Origin of the sequence: Pseudomonas sp. CFBP 8770, assembly GCF_014841705.1 — a bacterium.
Lineage (GTDB): Bacteria > Pseudomonadota > Gammaproteobacteria > Pseudomonadales > Pseudomonadaceae > Aquipseudomonas.
Genome location: NZ_JACYUL010000007.1, coordinates 56,880 through 73,086, shown reverse-complemented (window position 1 = coordinate 73,086; position 16,207 = coordinate 56,880). Strand labels below are relative to the sequence as shown.

Genomic DNA, 16,207 nt, shown 5'->3' with positions numbered 1-16,207 from the left:
GGGCTTCACTGGCCTCTTCGCGGGCAGAGCCCGCTCCCACAGAAAAGCCCTCTCCCACATAGATCAAATGTTCTTGTGGGAGCAGGCTCCTGTGGGAGCGGGCTCTGCCCGCGAAGAGGCCCTAAAGCCAACCCTCAACCTCCCAGACCGCCAATCACCTTGTGCCTGAGGTTGTAACAGGTTATGTCTAGCCTTTACCGACCTCAATGAGAACTAAAACATGACAACAGTTCATTACACCGGTGAGGAGCGCAAGAAGCGCATATTCGCCATCGTCGGCGCTTCATCGGGCAACCTGGTGGAGTGGTTCGACTTTTATGTCTACGCCTTCTGCGCCATCTATTTCGCGCCAGCCTTCTTTCCTTCCGACGATCCAACCGTGCAACTGGTCAACACCGCCGGGGTGTTCGCCGCGGGCTTTCTGATGCGGCCGATCGGTGGCTGGTTGTTCGGCCGCGTGGCCGACAAGCATGGCCGCAAGAACTCCATGATGATCTCGGTACTGATGATGTGCGCCGGCTCGCTGGTGATCGCCTGCCTGCCGACCTACGCCACCATCGGCGTCTGGGCGCCGATCATCCTGCTGCTGGCCCGGCTGTTCCAGGGGCTGTCGGTAGGCGGTGAATACGGCACCACGGCGACCTACATGTCCGAAGTCGCCCTGCGCGGTCAGCGTGGTTTCTTCGCGTCGTTCCAGTACGTGACGTTGATCGGCGGGCAACTGCTGGCCGTGCTGACCGTGGTCATTCTTCAGCAGTTTCTCGATGAGCAGGAACTGCGGGCCTGGGGCTGGCGCATTCCGTTTTTCGTTGGTGCCGTGGCCGCGATCATCTCACTGTTGTTGCGCCGTACGCTGAAGGAAACCAGCACCGCCGAAACGCGCAACGACAAGGACGCCGGCAGCATCGCCGGGCTGTTCAAGAACCACAGCGCAGCCTTCATCACCGTATTGGGCTACACCGCTGGCGGCTCGCTGATTTTCTACACCTTCACCACCTACATGCAGAAGTACCTGGTCAACACGGCGGGCATGCACGCCAAGACCGCCAGCCTGATCATGACCGGCGCGCTGTTCCTGTACATGTGCATGCAGCCGCTGTTCGGCATGCTCGCCGACCGCATCGGCCGGCGCACCTCGATGCTCTGGTTCGCCGGGCTCGGCACCTTGTGCACCCTGCCGATCCTCATGGCATTGAAAACCGTCACCAGCCCGTTCCTGGCCTTCGTGCTGATCACCCTGGCGCTGGCCATCGTCAGCTTCTACACCTCGATCAGTGGCCTGGTCAAAGCCGAGATGTTCCCGCCGCAAGTGCGCGCCCTGGGCGTCGGCCTGGCCTACGCGGTGGCCAACGCGGTGTTTGGCGGTTCTGCAGAATTCGTCGCCTTGAACCTGAAGAACATGGGCAACGAAAACGCGTTCTACTGGTACGTCACGGTGATGATGGCCATCGCCTTCCTGTTCAGCCTGCGTCTGCCCAAGCAGCCCAAGTACCTGCATACCGACCATTAAGCCCAAGGGCGCGCCATCGCTGGCGCGCCCTTGCAAGGGAGTTCCATGAACCAACCGCCGAACAATCAGTTGTTCGATGTCTACTTCACCGCTCCGGCCATGCGCCAGATCTTCTGCGACCATGGCCGGGTGCAGGGCATGCTCGATTTCGAAGCCGCGCTGGCTCGCGCCCAGGCCCGGGTCGGCGTGATCCCTGGCACTGCAGTCGCCTCCATAGAGGCCGCGTGCAAGGCCCAGCTATACGACTTCCAGGCCCTGGCGCAGGCCATTGCCAGCGCTGGTAATTCAGCCATTCCCTTGGTCAAGATGCTCGGCAAGGCCATCGCCGCCAACGACGCCGATGCCGAGCGCTACGTGCACCTGGGTGCGACCAGCCAGGATGTGATGGACACCGGGCTGGTCCTGCAGCTGTTGGCGGCAGTCGATCTGATCGAAGCCGACTTGCAGCGTCTGGGTAACGCCCTGAGCCAGCAGGCCCGCCGCCACTCGGCCACCGTGATGTCCGGACGGACCTGGCTGCAACACGCCACGCCCGTCACCCTGGGCATGAAGATCGCTGGCTGGCTTGGCGCCTTGACCCGCAGCCGGCAGCGCTTGCGCGAGCTCAGGCCGCGGCTGGCCTGTCTGCAGTTCGGCGGCGCATCGGGCACTCTGGCCGCACTCGGCGATCGAGCCATGCCGGTGGCTCAGGCCCTGGCCGAGGAACTGCACCTGAACCTGCCCGACCAGCCCTGGCATACCCAGCGCGACCGACTGGTGGAGCTGGCCTCGGTGCTGGGTCTGTTGGCTGGCAGCCTGGGCAAGCTGGGCCGGGACATCAGCCTGCTGATGCAGACCGAGGCGGCAGAAGTGTTCGAGCCGTCCGCACCGGGCAAGGGCGGTTCCTCGACCATGCCGCACAAGCGCAACCCGGTCGGTGCGGCGGTGCTGATCGGCGCCGCCACCCGGGTGCCGGGCCTGCTGGCCACCCTGTTCAGCGCCATGCCGCAGGAACACGAGCGCAGCCTGGGGCTGTGGCATGCCGAATGGGAGACCCTGCCGGAGATCTGCTGCCTGGTGTCCGGCGCGCTGCAGCAGGCCCTGGCCATTGCCGATGGCATGCAGGTCGACGCGGAGCGCATGCTGGCAAACCTGGACCTGACTCAGGGCCTGGTGCTGGCCGAAGCCGTCAGCATCGTACTGGCCCAGCGCATCGGTCGCGACCGCGCCCATCATGTGCTGGAACAGTGCTGCAAGCAGGCCGTCGCCCAGGGCCGGCACCTGCGCGCGGTGCTCGGCGACGAGCCGCAGGTCACCGAGCACTTGGCCGCCAATGAACTGGACGGTCTGCTGGACCCTTCGCATTACCTGGGCCAGGCCCAGGTCTGGGTCGAACGGGCGGTGGCCGAACACGATCTTTTGAATGCGTGAGGAGATGAGCGTGGCACAGGTAAAACTCGCCGAGGGCGAACTCGATTACAGTCTGGAAGGCCCCGAGGACAAGCCCGTACTGGTGCTGTCCAACTCGCTGGGCACCGACCGGCACATGTGGGACGGCCAGGTGGCCGCCTTCACCGAACATTTCCAGGTGCTGCGCTACGATACCCGCGGCCATGGCCGATCCCTGGTGACCCCGGGCACCTACACCATCGAACAGCTGGGTGGCGACGTGCTCGCGCTGCTCGATGCCCTGCAACTGGACAAGGTGCACTTCTGCGGCCTGTCCATGGGTGGCCTGATCGGCCAATGGCTGGGGATCAACGCCGGCGAGCGCCTGCACAAACTAGTGATCTGCAACACGGCGGCGAAAATCGGCACCCAGGACGTCTGGAACCCCAGGATCGAAATGGTCCTTGGACAGGGCGAGGCGGCCATGCAGTCGTTGCGCGACGCCTCCATCGCGCGCTGGTTCACCCCGGCGTTCGCCGACGCCAACCCGGCCGAAACCCGGCGCGTCACCGACATGCTCGCGGCCACTTCGCCTCAAGGCTACGCCGCCAACTGCGCGGCCGTGCGCGACGCCGATTTTCGCGAGCAATTGGGCGCTATCGAGGTACCGCTGCTGGTGATCGCAGGCACCGAGGACGCTGTGACCACGCCCGCCGACGCGCAATTCATCGTCGAGCAGGTGGCCGGTGCGCAGTACGCCGAGTTTGCCGCGGCGCACCTGTCCAATGTCGAAATCGGTGCGCCGTTCAGCGACCGGGTCGTCGAATTTCTATTGCGCTGAAGGAGCACGCCCGTGGACGAAAAAGAACGTTACAACGAAGGGTTGAAGGTCAGGCGAGCGGTGTTGGGCGAGGCGCACGTGGAGCGCAGCCTGAACAACCTGACCGAGTTCAACAGCGAGTTCCAGGAGATGATCACCCGCCATGCGTGGGGCGATATCTGGACCCGTCCGGGCCTGCCGCGGCACACCCGCAGCCTGGTCACCATCGCCATGCTGATCGGCATGAACCGCAACGACGAGCTAAAGCTGCACTTGCGTGCGGCGGCCAGCAATGGCGTCACCCGTGAAGAGATCAAGGAGGTGTTGATGCAGAGCGCCATCTATTGTGGCATTCCCGCGGCCAACGCAACGTTTCACTTGGCCGAATCGGTCTGGGATGAGTTGGGTGTCGAATCGCGTCAGTGACGCCCGAGCGGGCCGGTGCGGGCGCCATGCCCGTCACCGGCGCGAGGGTTACAGAATGCTCAACGGATAGCTGACGATCACGCGGTTTTCGTCGAACTCGCTGGTGCTGTAGTCGCGACGCATGGTCGAGTTGCGCCAGCGCATGTTCAGGCTCTTGAAGGTGCCCGACTGCACGGTGTAGGCCAGCTCGGTTTCGCGGCCCCATTCCTTGCCGTCGGTGACGGTGGCGGTGTGCACGTTGTCGCCGCTGATGTAGCGGTTCATCAGGGTCAGCCCCGGTACGCCGACGCCGGCGAAGTTGAAGTCATGGCGCAACTGCCAGGATTTCTCCTTGGCGTTCTCGTAGCTGGAGTTGTAGCTGTCGTTGGCCAGGGTGCCGCCACTGGTGCCGTTGACGCGCATCCAGCCGTTGTCGCCGGTGACTTTCTGCAGGCCGACATAGAAGGTGTTGCTGCCGTACTTGGCCGACAGCAGCGCCGACCAGGTCTTGTTGTCCAGATCGCCGGCGCGTGCGCTGCCGTCCTCCTTGCCATGGAAGAAGCCCAGGTTGGCACCCAGGGTCCAGTCGCCCAGGGGCTGGCTGTGGAGAATCTGCAGGTACTGCTGCTGGTAGATGTCCTTGAGCTCGGCGTTCCACAGGCCGACCAAGGTGTTCTTGTTGTTGAAGGTGTATTCGCCACCAACGAAGTTGAAGCGGTCGGAAGTGATGCCGGCGCGCCCCTGCAGGAACATGTCCTCCATGCTGGCATCGTTGCGCGGGCTGTTCTTGCGGAACTGGCCGCCGTACAGGGTCAGGCCGTCGATTTCCTGGGAGGTGACCTGTCCGCCCTGGAAAGTCTGCGGCAGCGAGCGCCCGTCATCCGAGCGCAGGATAGGCAGCACCGGCATCCATTCACCGACCTTGAGCACGGTCTTGGATATCTTGGCCTTGGCGGCCACACCCAACCGACCGAAATCGTCGGCCGGTTCGTTACCCGAATGGGTAGGCAGCAACTGGGTACCGAAGGTGCCACGGCCACCATCGAGCTTGACCGAGTACATGCCCAGCACGTCCACACCGAAGCCGACCATGCCTTGGGTGTAGCCGGACTTGGCATCGAGAATGAAGCTTTGGGTCCATTCCTCGGACTTGCTCTGCGGGAAAGCCGGGTTGGTGTGATTGCGGTTGAAGTAGAAGTTGCGCAGGTTCAGACCTACCTTGGCGTCTTCCAGGAAGCCGGACTCGGCTGCAAGGGAGGGCAGGGCGGCCGTGGCAACGGTCAACGCGATCAGGTTGGGCAAGAAACGGGGTGAACGACGGAAGTGCTGGCGCATGGGGTAAACCTATTGTTATTGATTTTATGATTGACGCACGCTTGTATGAGCTGGTCATGCATGTTGCCAAGTGTTGCGCGGATGGTGCGTTGGGGTGGCGCCCGATTCAACCGACCGCACGGGAATACGTGCGATAACCGAACACTAACTAACTGGTTAATAACAAGTCAGTTATCTGGTCATCAGACCACTATTGCTCAAGATTGAACTTTCGGCCAGTCCCGCGTGACATTTTCTTCAGAGGCTTCCTGGGTAGAAGCGTAATTCCTGCCAGCCCGGCATAAAAAAACCACCGCAGGCGGTGGTTTATTCAACGCAACGTTACGCTTCAGCTTTTCGGAGCCTGCGCCGGCTGGGCCAACTGGGCCTGGCCAGTACGCTCATACCAGCCGCCCCCCAGAGCCTTGTACAGATTGACTTCGCTGGTCAGCTGCGAAAGCCGGTCGGTGATCAGCGACTGCTGGGCACTGAACAGCGAACGCTGGGCATCGAGGAACGTCAGGTTGCTGTCGATGCCGATCCGATAGCGACGCTCGGCCAGACGGTAGTAATCCTGGTTGGCCTGCACCGAATCACGCTTTGCCTGCAACTGCTCGTTGTAGGTCTTGCGTGCAGCGAGGCCGTCGGACACTTCCTGGAAGGCCGTTTGAATGACCTTCTCGTAATTGGCCACATTGATGTCTTTCTGGATCTTCGAGTAGTCCAGGCTCGCACGCAGCGCACCGGCGTTGAAGATCGGCAGGCTGATGCTGGGCGAGAACAACCAGCTGCCGGAGCCGGCGTCGAACAGGCCGGACAGCTGGCGGCTCGACGTGCCGGCGTTGGCGGTCAGGCTGATGCTGGGGAAGAACGCCGCGCGAGCCGCGCCGATGTTGGCGTTGGCGGCCAGCAAGGCGTGTTCGGCCTCGAGGATGTCCGGGCGCCGGGTCAGCAGCTGGGACGGCATGCCGGCCGGTACTTCGCTGAGCAGGTCGGCATCCAGCCCACGGCCCTCAGGCAAGTCCATCGGAATGCGCGTGCCCAGCAGCATGGTCAGGCTGTTGCGGTCCTGCGCCACCTGGCGCTGGTAGCGGGCCAGGCTGACGCGGGCGGTTTCCACCGCGGTACGCGCCTGACTCAGGTCCAGGGCCGAGGACACGCCTACCTCGGTGCTGCGGCTGGTCAGCTTGAGGCTTTGTTCGAAGGCGCCCAGGGTATCCTGGGTCAGCTTCAACAGCGCCTGGTCGGCTTGCCAGGTCAGGTAGGCATTGGCCACGTTGGCCACCAGGCTGATCTGGGTGGAACGACGTGCCTCTTCGCTCGACAGGTAGGTCTGCAGCGCCTGTTCGTTGAGGCTGCGGATGCGGCCCCACAGGTCCAGTTCATAGGCGCTGACGCCCAGGGTCACCCCGTAGTGGCTGGAGATGCCCGACTCGCCAAGCTGTGACAGGTCGGCCGGCGTGCGCTGACGCGTACCGGTGCCGTCGGCGTTGATGGCCGGGAACAGATCGGCGCGCTGGATGCGGTACTGCGCCCGGTAGGCCTCGATGTTCAAGGCTGCGACGCGCAGGTCGCGGTTGTTCTGCAGCGCCACCTGCACCAGGCGCTCAAGCGCCGGGTCGGTGAAGAACTGCCGCCAGCCTTGTTCGGCCGCAGCCACTTCGGCCGCATCGGCGGGCGCGTAGGCCTCGCCTTGCGGAAACTGCTCGGCCACTGGCAGGGCAGGCTGCTGGTACTCGGGGATCATCGAGCAGCCGCCGAGCACGAAGGCGGCGACAGCGATGGATATCAGTGACTTGCTCATTGGCCAGCCTCTTCGTGTGTAATGGCTTTGTCGTTGCCCTTGTCCTGCTCGTGTTCCTTGTCGTATTTGCTCTTGAACATCGACGACACGGCCACGTAGAACATCGGCACCCAGAAGATTGCCAGGACGGTGGCGGTGATCATACCGCCGATCACCCCGGTACCGATGGCATGTTGGCTGCCTGAACCTGCGCCGCTGGAAATGGCCAGTGGGACAACGCCGAGGATGAACGCCAGCGACGTCATGATGATCGGCCGCAGACGCATGCGGCACGCTTCGGCCGCCGCATCGACCAGGCTCTTGCCCTGTTCGTGCAGCTCCTTGGCGAACTCGACGATCAGAATGGCGTTCTTCGCCGCCAACCCCACCGTCACCAACAGGCCTACCTGGAAGAACACGTCGTTGGACAAGCCACGCATGCTGGTGGCAATCAACGCACCGATGACACCGAGCGGCACCACCAGAAGCACCGCGATCGGGATCGACCAGCTTTCATACAGGGCTGCCAGACAGAGGAACACGAACAGCAGCGAGATCGCATAGAGCGCTGGGGCTTGCGAGCCGGACAGACGTTCTTCGTACGACAGACCGGTGAACGAATAGCCGATGCCGTCCGGCAGCTTCTTCGCCAGCGCCTCGACCTCGGCCATGGCGTCACCCGAGCTGTAGCCCGGTGCCGGGGTACCCAGGATTTCCATCGCCGCCACGCCGTTGTAGCGCGACAGTTTGGGCGAACCGTAGATCCACTCACCGGTGGCGATGGCCGACAGCGGCACCATGGTGCCCGAGTCGTTGCGCACGTACCACTTGTTCAAGTCTTCGGGGGTCATGCGCGCTGCCGCTTCGCCCTGCACATAGACCTTCTTCACCCGACCGCGGTCGATGAAGTCGTTGACGTAGCTACCGCCCAAAGCGATGGACAGGGTCTGGTTGATGGTCGACAGGGTGATGCCCAGGGCACTGGCCTTCTCGTCATCCACGGTGAGCTGGTACTGCGGCTCGTCGTTCAGACCGTTGGGACGCACGCCCGCCAGGATCTTGCTCTGGGCGGCCATGCCGAGGAACTGGTTGCGTGCCTCCAGCAGTTTTTCATGACCAACCCCACCCTGATCCTGCAGGTAGAAGTCAAAGCCCGAGGCGTTACCCAGTTCCAATACCGAAGGCGGGACCACGGCGAAGACCATGGCATCGCGGAAGCTGGCGAAATGTTTCTGCGCACGCTCGGCGATCTTGAACACGGTCGTCTCGGCGTCGCGCTCACCCCAGGGTTTGAGCATGACGAACGCCAGGCCCGAACTCTGGCCACGACCGGCGAAGTTGAAGCCGTTGACACTGAACACCGACTTCACACCAGCGCCTTCGCCGTTTTCCCCATCGAGCAGGAAGGTGCGCATCTCGTCGATGACCTTCTGCGTCCGCTCGGCCGAGGAGCCTGCAGGCGTCTGCACCTGGGCGAAAATGACGCCCTGGTCTTCTTCAGGCAGGAACGCCGAAGGGATGCGGGTGAACAGGAAGATCATGCCAGCGAAAATGATCAGATAAACGATGAACGCCGGCAGCTTGTGCGTGACCATGCGCTTCACGCCGTTCTCGTAGCTGACCACGCTGCGGTCGAAGGTTCGGTTGAACCAGCCGAAGAACCCGCGCTTGGGCTGGCCGTGTTTTTCCAGATCGATCGGCTTGAGCATGGTGGCGCACAATGCCGGGGTGAAGATCAGCGCGACCAGTACCGATAGCGCCATGGCCGAAACGATGGTGATCGAGAACTGTTTGTAGATCACACCGGTGGAGCCGCCGAAGAAGGCCATCGGCAGCAATACCGCCGAGAGCACCATGGCGATACCGACCAGCGCGCCCTGGATCTGCTCCATCGACTTCTTGGTCGCCTCCTTGGGCGACAAGTGCTCCTCGGCCATGACCCGCTCGACGTTCTCCACCACCACGATCGCATCGTCCACCAATAGTCCGATGGCCAGGATCATGCCGAACATGGTCAAGGTATTGATGGTGAAACCGAACGCGGCGAGGATGCCGAAAGTGCCGAGCAGTACCACCGGTACCGTCATGGTCGTGATGACCGTGGCGCGGAAGTTCTGCAGGAACAGGTACATCACCAGGAACACCAGCACGATCGCTTCGATCAGCGTGTGCACGACGCCGGAAATCGACTCGGTCACGGTCGGCGTTGTGTCGTACGGGTAAACCACTTTCATGCCTGGCGGAAAGAACGGCTCCAGGTTGGCCACGGTGGCACGGATCGCCTTGGCGGTGTCCAGCGCGTTGGCGCCCGAGGCCAGCTTGATCGCCATACCCGAGGCCGGCTTGCCGTTGAACTGGGCGTCGATGCTGTAGCTCTGGCCGCCCAGGGCGATGCGCGCGACGTCCTTGAGACGTACCTGCGAACCGTCAGCGTCGACCTTGAGCAGAATGTTGCCGAACTGCTCGGCGGTCTGCAGGCGGGTCTTGCCGATGATGGTGGCGTTGAGCTGGGTGCCAGGCACGGCCGGCAAGCCGCCGAGCTGACCGGTGGCGATCTGCACGTTCTGCGCGCTGATCGCGGCGCTGATTTCCACCGGTGTCAGTTGATACTTGTTCAACTTGGCCGGGTCCAGCCAGATGCGCATGGCGTACTGCGAACCGAACACCTGGAAGTCGCCCACGCCTGAGGTCCGCGAGATCGGGTCCTGGATGTTGGAGACGATGTAGTTGGACAAGTCTTCACGGGTCAGTGTGTCGTCTTCGGCCACCAGGCCGATCACCAACAGGAAGTTCTTCACCGACTTGGTCACGCGCAGGCCCTGTTGCTGCACTTCCTGCGGCAACAGTGGGGTGGCCAGGTTGAGCTTGTTCTGCACCTGCACCTGGGCGATGTCGGGGTTGGTGCCCTGGTTGAAGGTCACGCTGATGGTCATGCTGCCGTCGGAGTTGCTCTCCGAGGAAACGTAGCGCAGGTTGTCGATACCGTTGAGCTGCTGCTCGATGATCTGTACCACGGTGTCCTGCACGGTCTGTGCGGACGCACCTGGGTAGGTGACCTGGATGTCGATGGCGGTCGGCGCGATGGCCGGGTATTGGTTGATGGGCAGCTTGAGAATGGCCAGCCCACCCACCAGCATGATCACCAGGGCAAGAACCCAGGCGAAAATGGGGCGGTCGATAAAGAATTTAGACATCGATTACTCACCTTTGCCGTTGGCGGCAGGGGCGGACTGTTCAGGAGTCAGGTTGCCAGCATCCTTGACGGTCACATCGGCACCTGGCTTGACGTATTGCAGACCTTCGGTGATCAGGCGATCGCCAGCGTTCAGGCCTTTCTCGATCACCCAATAGGCGCCATCGGTGCGATTGGCCACCAGCTGACGCTGCTCGACCTTGTTGTCCTTGTTGACGATCAACGCGGTCGGGGTGCCCTTCAGGTCGCGCGTCACGCCTTGCTGAGGCGCCAGGATGGCTTCGCTGCGCACACCGGCCTGCAGCTTGGCGTGCACGAACATGCCGGGCAGCAGCACGTGTTCCGGGTTGGGGAACACGGCGCGCAGGGTCACCGAGCCTGTGGCCTGATCGACCGACACTTCGGAGAACTCCAGCTTGCCGGCCTGGGCGTACTCGCTGCCATCTTCCAGGGTCAGTTTGACCGAGGCGGCGTTGTCGCCGGCCTTTTGCAGCTTGCCGCTGTCGAGGTCGCGGCGCAGCCGAAGCATTTCGGCGGACGACTGCGTCACGTCGACGTAGATCGGGTCCAGTTGCTGGATGGTCGCCAGGGCGTTGGTCTGGCCATTGGTCACCAGTGCGCCTTCGGTCACGTCGGAACGGCCGATGCGGCCCGAGATCGGCGCCATCACCTTGGTGTAGCGCAAGTCGATCTGCGCACTCTTCACCGAGGCCTCTGCCTGCAGCTGCTGGGAGCGGGCGTTGTCGTATTCCTGGCGGCTGACGGCCTGCTCGTCGATTAGCTGCTTGTAGCGCCCGGCCAGCGACTTGGCCGATTCCAGCGTCGCTTGGGAGCTGCCCAGCGTCGCCTCGTACACCGACGGGTCGATCTGGTAGAGCTGCTGCCCGGCCTTGACCTCGGTACCTTCCTTGAACAGACGCTTGAGGATGATCCCGTTGACCTGCGGCCGCACTTCGGCCACGCGGTACGCGGTGGTCCGACCCGGCAGTTCGCTGGTCAAGGTATAGGGTTGGGTTTTCAGGGTAACCACGCCGACCTGAGGAGCTTGCTGAGCCTGTTGCGGGGCTGCTTCTTCCTTCTTGTCACAGCCGCTGAGCAGGGTTGCCAGGGCGACGGCGGATACCAGAGCGGTAACAACTGGCTTGAATTGCATGAAGATCCTCGGGTCGTGAGCGCGGGGGAGGGCTCAAGAATAGTGGAAAGGTAAAAAAATGTTACGACTGGATTAATAGCTTACTAACGAATATACTTACATTCGTGGTTGTTTGTAAACAACTTGATGGCCTGATGCCCGCGACGTTGCGGCGCACCCATCGACATTCGGGACAAGCCCTGCACAAAAGGGATTTCCGGCCTGAGCACGTGCTGCCTTACGCATCGCGCGTGCATTGAAGATTGAGGTTCTACTGCCATGGTTCGCCGTACCAAAGAGGAAGCCCAGGAAACCCGCAGCCAGATTCTCGAAGCGGCCGAGCAGGCGTTCTACGAACGCGGCGTGGCACGCACGACTCTGGCCGACATCGCGACCCTGGCAGGCGTGACGCGCGGTGCCATCTATTGGCACTTCAGCAACAAGGCCGATCTGGTGCAGGCCATGCTCGACAGTCTGCAGGAGCCGCTCGAGGAGCTTGCCCAGGCCAGTGAAAGCGAGGATGAGCCCGACCCGCTGGGTTGCATGCGTCAGTTGCTGATTCGCCTCTTTCAGCAGATTGCCGTGGACCCCAAGACCCGCCGCCTCAACGAAATTCTGCACCATAAATGCGAGTTCACCGATGAAATGTGTGACATGCGCCGCCAGCGCCAGTCGGTCAGCATCGACTGCAATGTGCGCATCGAACGGTCGTTGCGCAACGCGGTAAACCGCGAGCAGTTGCCGCACGATCTGGACACCGTCAGGGCGGCCATCGCCTTGCACGCCTATATAGATGGCATGATTGGCCAATGGTTGCTCGTCCCCGACAGTTTCGACCTCTATCAGGAAGCGGAGCGTTGGGTGGACCTGAGCCTGCAGACGCTGAGCCTGACACCGGCGTTGCGCAAATAAAGTTCTGAATCAAGTTGTAACAGCGCCCTTGCTCGCGCCATCATCGACCCGACACCATCCAGCCGCTGCCCGAATCCTGCGTGCGGCGGACAGGTCACGACCGGTACCCTTTCATCATCCTGTTGCGAGCGTGTGAATGAGCGTGCAAAACCCGTTGCTCTCTGGGATCAACCAGCCGCTGCGCGGTATCGCGCTGATCTGTCTGGCGACGTTGCTGTTCGCCAGTCACGATGCCTTGTCCAAGTACCTCTCCGGGCTGTTCCCCATCGTTGTGGTGGTGTGGGCGCGCTACGTGGTGCACACCCTGTTGATGCTGGTCATATTCGTGCCGCAGACCGGGCTGTCCACGGTGATCCGCACCAAGCGGCCGGGGCTGCAGCTGTTGCGCGCGCTGTGCCTGATCGCCACCAGCCTGTTCTTCACCACCAGCCTGCGCTACATACCGCTGGCCGAAGCCACTGCGGTCAACTTCCTGGCGCCGCTGCTGGTGACGGCGCTGTCGGTGCCGTTGCTCAAGGAAGTGGTGACCCGTGCGCAATGGGCGGCGGTGATCACCGGCTTCATTGGTGTGCTTATCGTGATCCGCCCCGGCGGTGCCCTGTTCACACCGGCCATTCTGCTGCCACTGATATCGGCGTTCTTCTTCGGTCTGTACCAATTGCTGACGCGCAAGCTCAGCAGCATCGACAGCCCGACCACCAGCAATTTTCTCGCCGGTATCTTCAATACGCTGATCATGAGCGCCGCGCTGCCGTTCTTCTGGCAGGCGCCGGGGTGGATCGATGCACTGTTCATGGTCGGCCTGGGCACCTGCGGGATGCTCGGGCATCTGTTGCTGACCCAAGCCTTTCGCCATGCCGCGCCGGCGCTGCTGGCACCGTTCAGTTACGGGCAGATCCTGTTCGCCGGGATGTACGGCTACCTGATCTTCGACCACACCCCCGACATCTTCGGGGTGGTGGGCATCAGCGTGATCTGTCTCAGCGGCCTGGCCGTAGCCTGGGCCCAACGCAAGAAGCGACCGGCTGTCTGAGCGGGCCTCTTCGCACAAGCTACTTCTCACCATGCCCACGGCCGCGCAATTCCAGGTTGGGCAGCGCCAGTGCCACGGCCACTCCCAGCAGCGAGATACCCGCACTGGCCCATAGCAGGTGCTGGAAGGTCTGCGCCAGTTCCATGCGCAAGGCATCGCGGGCGGGGCCTGCGGCGGCGTTGAGCCCGGTCAGCAGCACGTTGTCGGTCATTACCTCGAGCCCATGGCCGCTCAAGGCACCGTCCGCCAGTTGCACACCGTGTAGCATGGCCAGCAGCAACGCCGACAGACAAGCCACGCCAACGGCGCCGCCCAACGAACGAAACAAGGCCAGGGTACTGGTGGCCACGCCGATGTCCCTGGCCTGCACCGAGTTCTGCGCGCCGACCAGCGAGGTGGGAAACTGCAGGCCGCAGGCGAAGCCCGTCAACAGCATGAAGGTCACGCTGAGCGGCAGATTGTCCGGCGGACTGAACGCCATGCCCAGAATGCCCAGCGGAGCGAGCAACGCCCCGGTCAGGATGATCGGTTTGTAGCGCCCGGTCTGCGACGTACGACGTCCGCCCAGGAAAGCCCCGATCGGAAACCCCAACGCGAGCGGCAACAGGTACAGGGCCGCTTGGTCCGCGCCGGCACCGGTGACGGTCTGGAAGCGCAGGGGCATCATCACGCTCAAGCCGATGGCCTGGAAGCTGGTAAAAAACACCGTGCACCAACAGAGCACCGCTGCGCGGTTGGCAAACAAATGCATCGGCAGCAGCGGTTCGCGAAAGCGTCGTTCATGCCAGACGAAGCCCAGCAGCGCTGCCACGGCAATCACCAGCAGGGCCCAGACCTGCGTGTCGTCCAGCCCATGTCCCTGGCCGATGCGGGTGATGCTCATGAGCAAGGTGCTCAGGCCGATGATCATCAGCACCGTACCCAGGTAATCGATGATCGGCGTACGTTGCGGTATGGGCAGCCCCGCCAGCTTGCGGTTGGCGTACCAGCAGGCGAACGCGCCCAGCGGCAGGTTGATCAGAAACACCCAGCGCCACGACAGGTACTGGGTCATGTAGCCGCCCAGTACCGGGCCCAGCACGCTGGCGGCAGCGTACATGCTGCTGAAATAGCCCTGGTAGCGGCCACGTTCGCGCGGCGGCACGACATCGCCGATGATCGCCTGGCTGACCGAAACCATGCCGCCAGCGCCGACGCCCTGCAGCAGGCGGGCCAGCACCAGTTGCTCCATGCTCTGCGCCATGCCGCAGAACAGCGAGGCCAGGGTGAACAATCCCGTGCCGATCAGAATCATGCGTCGGCGTCCGTACAGGTCGCCCAGCTTGCCGTAGATCGGCGTGGCCACGGTCATGGCTACCATGTACCCGGATATCACCCACGCCAGGCGGTCGACGTCGTTGAACTGGGCGGAGATCGCTGGCAGGGAGACCGCGACGATGGTCTGGTCGAGGGCTCCCAGGAAAATGGCCAGCATCAAGGCTACCAGAATGCTCTTGATGGCCGGTGGGGAGTGGCTGAGATCGGTCACAGGTAGGCCTGCAAAAAGACGCCCAGGCAAGATGGCCGCGGGCTGCTGTCTTCGAGTGTACTTGATAGCTAGCTATCGGTTCTATTGATGACCTCGGGTTTTTTGCCAACCCTGCCGGCGTGACATCAGAGGCTGATGCGCAGGCGCGCCAGGTCACGCACCGGTGGTGCGCCGAAATGCCGGCTGTATTCGCGGCTGAACTGCGAAGGACTCTCGTAGCCCACTCGATACCCGGCGGCCGATGCGTCGAGATCTTCGCTGAGCATCAGTCGACGAGCCTCCTGCAAGCGCAGCTGTTTCTGGTACTGCAACGGGCTCATGGACGTCACCGCCTTGAAGCGGTGGTGCAGGGTCGACACGCTCAGGTTGACCTCGCGAGCCAGGTCTTCGATGCGCAGGCTGCGCTGGAAATGCCGATTGATCCAGGCGATGGCCTGGCTGACCCGGTGCGTCTGGCTGTGCGCTACGGCGATTTCATACAAGCGGTGACCCTGTTGTCCGCCCAGCAGCCGATAAAGGATCTCCCGCCGCACCAGGGGTGCCAGCACGGCAATGTCCTTCGGGGTTTCCAGCAGCCGCACCAGGCGCAGCACGGCGTCGAGAAACGCCGTGTCCATCTGCTCCACATACAGGCCACGCTGGGTCGAGCGCGAAGGCACGCCGAGCGGTCCGGCGTCGGCGATCACCGCGTTGATTTCGTCGGGGTCGATGTCCAGCCGCAAAGACAGACTGGGGTCGCCGGGGCTGGCGTCCAGAATTCGTCCCGAGATCGGCATGGCCACCGATACCACCATGAAATTCAGCGGATCGTAGATATAGCGCTCCTCTCCCAGGCGTACCTCCTTGCTGCCGTGGGCGAGGATGCACAGCGCCGGTTGTACCAATGCAGGGAAAGACTGCACGCACTCTTCATAACGTACCAGGTGCAGGCCACTGATCGCGGTGCCATGGCAGCCCGGTGCCTGTGCGCCACGGGCAATGCGCTCGGCAAGTTCGCAGCGGCTTCGTTCCAGGGCAGGGTGCAGGGGCAGGGCAGCAGGTGCGGCGGGTTTCATGCAGGCTCCATGATCTGTGCATCACATGACCACGAGGATAATCCGCGCTTAATGCCAAGGGTAGACGATAGCTGCAGGATGCTTGCCCAATCCTGCCAAGTTGCATGCGGGCCTTGTCCGAACCGGTGCGTGCATTCTGCGTACAGACATGAAA

The 16,207-nt window shown here is 62.7% G+C and carries 12 protein-coding genes; 6 read left to right on the top strand and 6 right to left on the bottom strand.

Annotated features, from left to right (window positions below; all coding sequences use genetic code 11):
• Positions 1-220: 220 nt before the first annotated feature.
• The 4 genes from IFT98_RS16465 to pcaC are packed head-to-tail and all read left to right on the top strand — an operon-like array spanning position 221 to position 4,124.
• The gene (locus IFT98_RS16465) at positions 221-1,510 is read left to right on the top strand and encodes an MFS family transporter (protein ID WP_122479412.1); all 1,290 of its coding nucleotides are present in this window, start codon (positions 221-223) and stop codon (positions 1,508-1,510) included.
• A gap of 45 nt (positions 1,511-1,555) precedes the next feature.
• Positions 1,556-2,920, top strand: coding sequence for a 3-carboxy-cis,cis-muconate cycloisomerase (locus IFT98_RS16460; protein WP_192050750.1), 1,365 nt, complete (start codon positions 1,556-1,558; stop codon positions 2,918-2,920).
• 10 nt (positions 2,921-2,930) lie between these two features.
• A complete protein-coding gene (pcaD, locus tag IFT98_RS16455; RefSeq protein WP_192050752.1) occupies positions 2,931-3,719 on the top strand; it encodes a 3-oxoadipate enol-lactonase in 789 nt (262 codons plus the stop codon).
• Positions 3,720-3,731: 12 nt separating this feature from the next.
• Entirely contained in the window at positions 3,732-4,124 is a 393-nt protein-coding gene (gene pcaC, locus IFT98_RS16450; protein WP_122713364.1) for a 4-carboxymuconolactone decarboxylase, read from the top strand.
• 48 nt (positions 4,125-4,172) lie between these two features.
• Here the strand turns inward: pcaC and IFT98_RS16445 are convergent, their stop codons facing one another.
• The 4 genes from IFT98_RS16445 to IFT98_RS16430 all read right to left on the bottom strand — a co-directional run bounded on the left by IFT98_RS16445 (position 4,173) and on the right by IFT98_RS16430 (position 11,546).
• Positions 4,173-5,438: an OprD family porin gene (locus IFT98_RS16445; RefSeq protein ID WP_192050753.1), complete on the bottom strand. Its 1,266-nt coding sequence runs from the start codon at positions 5,436-5,438 to the stop codon at positions 4,173-4,175.
• A 328-nt stretch (positions 5,439-5,766) separates the two neighbouring features.
• The gene (locus IFT98_RS16440; protein WP_192050755.1) at positions 5,767-7,221 is read right to left on the bottom strand and encodes an AdeC/AdeK/OprM family multidrug efflux complex outer membrane factor; all 1,455 of its coding nucleotides are present in this window, start codon (positions 7,219-7,221) and stop codon (positions 5,767-5,769) included.
• Complete coding sequence (locus IFT98_RS16435) at positions 7,218-10,394, bottom strand: efflux RND transporter permease subunit (RefSeq protein WP_192050757.1); 3,177 nt, start codon at positions 10,392-10,394, stop codon at positions 7,218-7,220. Before IFT98_RS16435 ends, IFT98_RS16440 begins: the two co-directional genes overlap by 4 nt.
• A 3-nt stretch (positions 10,395-10,397) precedes the next feature.
• Positions 10,398-11,546 (bottom strand): efflux RND transporter periplasmic adaptor subunit, encoded by a 1,149-nt coding sequence (locus tag IFT98_RS16430; protein ID WP_122479406.1) that lies wholly within the window; start codon positions 11,544-11,546, stop codon positions 10,398-10,400.
• 258 nt (positions 11,547-11,804) lie between these two features.
• On the opposite strand from IFT98_RS16430, the gene IFT98_RS16425 reads away from it, so the two are divergent.
• Both IFT98_RS16425 and IFT98_RS16420 read left to right on the top strand, forming a co-directional pair.
• On the top strand, positions 11,805-12,437 hold the full coding sequence (locus IFT98_RS16425; protein ID WP_122479405.1) for a TetR family transcriptional regulator: 633 nt from the start codon (positions 11,805-11,807) through the stop codon (positions 12,435-12,437).
• A gap of 136 nt (positions 12,438-12,573) precedes the next feature.
• A complete protein-coding gene (locus IFT98_RS16420; protein ID WP_192050758.1) occupies positions 12,574-13,470 on the top strand; it encodes a DMT family transporter in 897 nt (298 codons plus the stop codon).
• 19 nt (positions 13,471-13,489) lie between these two features.
• Here IFT98_RS16420 and IFT98_RS16415 read toward each other — a convergent pair whose 3' ends face one another.
• Both IFT98_RS16415 and IFT98_RS16410 read right to left on the bottom strand, forming a co-directional pair.
• A complete protein-coding gene (locus IFT98_RS16415; protein ID WP_342214178.1) occupies positions 13,490-14,998 on the bottom strand; it encodes an MDR family MFS transporter in 1,509 nt (502 codons plus the stop codon).
• A 125-nt stretch (positions 14,999-15,123) separates the two neighbouring features.
• Positions 15,124-16,053 (bottom strand): AraC family transcriptional regulator, encoded by a 930-nt coding sequence (locus tag IFT98_RS16410; protein ID WP_122479402.1) that lies wholly within the window; start codon positions 16,051-16,053, stop codon positions 15,124-15,126.
• Between the last annotated feature and the right edge of the window lie 154 nt (positions 16,054-16,207).

What these genes read in the sequence shown, in the direction of transcription:
- IFT98_RS16465 (WP_122479412.1), top strand. Translation starts at nt 221, where the DNA reads ATGACAACAGTTCATTACACCGGTGAGGAGCGCAAGAAGCGCATATTC.
- IFT98_RS16460 (WP_192050750.1), top strand. Translation starts at nt 1,556, where the DNA reads ATGAACCAACCGCCGAACAATCAGTTGTTCGATGTCTACTTCACCGCT.
- IFT98_RS16445 (WP_192050753.1), bottom strand. Translation starts at nt 5,438, where the DNA reads ATGCGCCAGCACTTCCGTCGTTCACCCCGTTTCTTGCCCAACCTGATC.
- IFT98_RS16440 (WP_192050755.1), bottom strand. Translation starts at nt 7,221, where the DNA reads ATGAGCAAGTCACTGATATCCATCGCTGTCGCCGCCTTCGTGCTCGGC.
- IFT98_RS16435 (WP_192050757.1), bottom strand. Translation starts at nt 10,394, where the DNA reads ATGTCTAAATTCTTTATCGACCGCCCCATTTTCGCCTGGGTTCTTGCC.
- IFT98_RS16430 (WP_122479406.1), bottom strand. Translation starts at nt 11,546, where the DNA reads ATGCAATTCAAGCCAGTTGTTACCGCTCTGGTATCCGCCGTCGCCCTG.
- IFT98_RS16425 (WP_122479405.1), top strand. Translation starts at nt 11,805, where the DNA reads ATGGTTCGCCGTACCAAAGAGGAAGCCCAGGAAACCCGCAGCCAGATT.
- IFT98_RS16420 (WP_192050758.1), top strand. Translation starts at nt 12,574, where the DNA reads ATGAGCGTGCAAAACCCGTTGCTCTCTGGGATCAACCAGCCGCTGCGC.
- IFT98_RS16410 (WP_122479402.1), bottom strand. Translation starts at nt 16,053, where the DNA reads ATGAAACCCGCCGCACCTGCTGCCCTGCCCCTGCACCCTGCCCTGGAA.